At 54.8% G+C, this 4025-nt stretch carries 2 rRNA genes; both read right to left on the reverse strand.

Annotated features, from left to right (window positions below):
* Positions 1–1933: ribosomal RNA gene (locus ACWGSM_RS13485) — 23S ribosomal RNA — on the reverse strand; the annotation flags it as partial.
* Positions 1934–2291: 358 nt separating this feature from the next.
* Positions 2292–3816, reverse strand: a 16S ribosomal RNA gene (locus ACWGSM_RS13490).
* Positions 3817–4025 lie beyond the last annotated feature (209 nt).

Here is a 4025-nt window from a genome sequence, read left to right on the forward strand (position 1 = left end):
ATCCGTATAAGCGGGTGGCCCCCCTTCTCCCGAAGTTACGGGGGCATTTTGCCGAGTTCCTTAACCACGATTCTCTCGATCTCCTTGGTATTCTCTACCTGACCACCTGTGTCGGTTTGGGGTACGGGCGGCTTGAACCTCGCGTCGATGCTTTTCTTGGCAGCATAGGATCACCCACTTTTTATCCGCATCGTGTCTCAGCCTGAATGAGTCACGGATTTGCCTATGACTCGGCCTACGCACTTGCACCAGGACAACCATCGCCTGGCTTGGGCTACCTTCCTGCGTCACACCTGTTAATACGCTAGCCGCACCAGCATAGGGTCGTGTGCTCCACCACCCGGTGAACCCCGAAGGGCTCGATGGATGGCTTCGGACACTTAGCATCACTGGATTGACTGGGACGGTTCTTCGCCGGTACGGGAATATCAACCCGTTGTCCATCGACTACGCCTGTCGGCCTCGCCTTAGGTCCCGACTTACCCAGGGAAGATTAGCTTGACCCTGGAACCCTTGGTCTTCCGGAGGACGTGTTTCTCACACGTCTTTCGCTACTCATGCCTGCATTCTCACTCGTGTGGCGTCCACGGCTGGTTCACACCGCCGCTTCACTCGCCACACGACGCTCTCCTACCCATCAACACGGCTGGACCACGAAGGCCTACCAAAAATGTCAATGCCACAACTTCGGTGGCGTGCTTGAGCCCCGTTACATTGTCGGCGCGGAATCACTTGACCAGTGAGCTATTACGCACTCTTTCAAGGGTGGCTGCTTCTAAGCCAACCTCCTGGTTGTCTAAGCAACTCCACATCCTTTTCCACTTAGCACGCGCTTTGGGACCTTAGATGGTGGTCTGGGTTGTTTCCCTCTCGACTATGAAGCTTATCCCCCACAGTCTCACTGCTGCGCTCTCACTTACCGGCATTCGGAGTTTGGCTGACGTCAGTAACCTGGTGAGGCCCATCGGCCATCCAGTAGCTCTACCTCCGGCAAGAAACACGCAACGCTGCACCTAAATGCATTTCGGAGAGAACCAGCTATCACGAAGTTTGATTGGCCTTTCACCCCTATCCACAGCTCATCCCCTCAGTTTTCAACCTAAGTGGGTTCGGTCCTCCACACGCTCTTACACGTGCTTCAACCTGGCCATGGATAGATCACTTCGCTTCGGGTCTAGAACATGCGACTGAAAACGCCCTATTCAGACTCGCTTTCGCTACGGCTACCCCACACGGGTTAACCTCGCCACATATCACTAACTCGCAGGCTCATTCTTCAAAAGGCACGCTGTCACCCCTACTAAGGAGGCTCCAACGGTTTGTAAGCAAACGGTTTCAGGTACTATTTCACTCCCCTCCCGGGGTACTTTTCACCTTTCCCTCACGGTACTTGTCCGCTATCGGTCATCTGGGAGTATTTAGGCTTATCAGGTGGTCCTGACAGATTCACACGGGATTTCTCGGGCCCCGTGCTACTTGGGATACTCTTCACGCTGCGCATGACATTTCGACTACGGGGCTGGCACCCACTATGGCCCGACTTTCAAGACGGTTCGTCTATATCATCACATCACGTCGAACACTCGGCAGAATGTTCAAAAAAGTCCCGCAACCCCGGGCATGCAACGCCTGCCGGCTATCACACACACCCGGTTTAGCCTCATCCGCTTTCGCTCGCCACTACTCACGGAATCACTGTTGTTTTCTCTTCCTGTGGGTACTGAGATGTTTCACTTCCCCACGTTCCCTCTACCCGCCCTATATATTCAGGCGGGAGTCACCAGGTCGCACAAACGCCTGGCGGGGTTTCCCCATTCGGACACCCTCGGATCAAAACTCGCTTATCAGTTCCCCGAGGCTTATCGCAGATTGCTACGTCCTTCTTCGGCTCCAGATGCCAAGGCATCCACCGTTTGCTCTTAAAGACTTGAAATCACATGAGATGAACCGGATCCAGGAAAAGATCCGGCTCGGTATTTCTTTAAGATGCTCGCGTCCACTGTGTAGTTCTCAAAGTACGGGCGGTCCCCCACAACCACTGCCAACCGGCAACAGAAGTAAGGGCCACAAGGAATCAGAACAACCCGAAACGGGCCGGCCCGGTCCCTCAGGACCCAACAGCGTGCAGACACCCACACCCAAAGCCAAGCGTTCCGACTGCCGAAGCAGTGTACTGACTCAAACCCTCGGTCTGAATGCCATGTCAAATGTTCCACCCATGAGCTCCGGTCACACACATTCGGTGTGAATCCGGCTCTGTCAGAACCCAAAGGCTCTGCAGTGCTCCTTAGAAAGGAGGTGATCCAGCCGCACCTTCCGGTACGGCTACCTTGTTACGACTTAGTCCTAATTACCGATCCCACCTTCGACAGCTCCCTCCCACAAGGGGTTAGGCCACCGGCTTCAGGTGTTACCGACTTTCATGACTTGACGGGCGGTGTGTACAAGACCCGGGAACGTATTCACCGCAGCGTTGCTGATCTGCGATTACTAGCGACTCCGACTTCATGAGGTCGAGTTGCAGACCTCAATCCGAACTGGGACCGGCTTTTTGGGATTCGCTCCACCTTACGGTATCGCAGCCCATTGTACCGGCCATTGTAGCATGCGTGAAGCCCAAGACATAAGGGGCATGATGATTTGACGTCATCCCCACCTTCCTCCGAGTTGACCCCGGCAGTATCCCATGAGTTCCCACCATTACGTGCTGGCAACATAGAACGAGGGTTGCGCTCGTTGCGGGACTTAACCCAACATCTCACGACACGAGCTGACGACAACCATGCACCACCTGTTCACGAGTGTCCAAAGAGTTGACCATTTCTGGCCCGTTCTCGTGTATGTCAAGCCTTGGTAAGGTTCTTCGCGTTGCATCGAATTAATCCGCATGCTCCGCCGCTTGTGCGGGTCCCCGTCAATTCCTTTGAGTTTTAGCCTTGCGGCCGTACTCCCCAGGCGGGGAACTTAATGCGTTAGCTGCGTCACGGAATCCGTGGAAAGGACCCCACAACTAGTTCCCAACGTTTACGGGGTGGACTACCAGGGTATCTAAGCCTGTTTGCTCCCCACCCTTTCGCTCCTCAGCGTCAGTTACGGCCCAGAGATCTGCCTTCGCCATCGGTGTTCCTCCTGATATCTGCGCATTCCACCGCTACACCAGGAATTCCAATCTCCCCTACCGCACTCTAGTCTGCCCGTACCCACTGCAAGCCCGAGGTTGAGCCTCGGAATTTCACAGCAGACGCGACAGACCGCCTACGAGCTCTTTACGCCCAATAATTCCGGATAACGCTTGCACCCTACGTATTACCGCGGCTGCTGGCACGTAGTTAGCCGGTGCTTTTTCTGCAGGTACCGTCACTTTCGCTTCTTCCCTGCTAAAAGAGGTTTACAACCCGAAGGCCGTCATCCCTCACGCGGCGTTGCTGCATCAGGCTTCCGCCCATTGTGCAATATTCCCCACTGCTGCCTCCCGTAGGAGTCTGGGCCGTGTCTCAGTCCCAGTGTGGCCGGTCACCCTCTCAGGCCGGCTACCCGTCGACGCCTTGGTGAGCCATTACCTCACCAACAAGCTGATAGGCCGCGAGCCCATCCCCAACCGAAAAATCTTTCCACCCGCACACCATGCGGTGACGGGACATATCCAGTATTAGACGCCGTTTCCAGCGCTTATCCCAGAGTCAGGGGCAGGTTGCTCACGTGTTACTCACCCGTTCGCCACTAATCCACCCAGCAAGCTGGGCTTCATCGTTCGACTTGCATGTGTTAAGCACGCCGCCAGCGTTCATCCTGAGCCAGGATCAAACTCTCCGTAAAAAAGAAATGCATACACAGCCGGGAAAACGACCATGCAGCGAGTTTGAAACTGACCAAAAGAGACGAACATCATTGCTGACATTCATATAAATTGATCCAAAGGAATTCTCAACCAACCCCCACAAGGGTTGGACGAGGATAATTTGGCATTTGACAAGTGCACGCTGTTGAGTTCTCAAGGATCGGACGCACCCGCACACCCACCCCCA

Source organism: Microbacterium sp. NPDC055521, assembly GCF_053619695.1.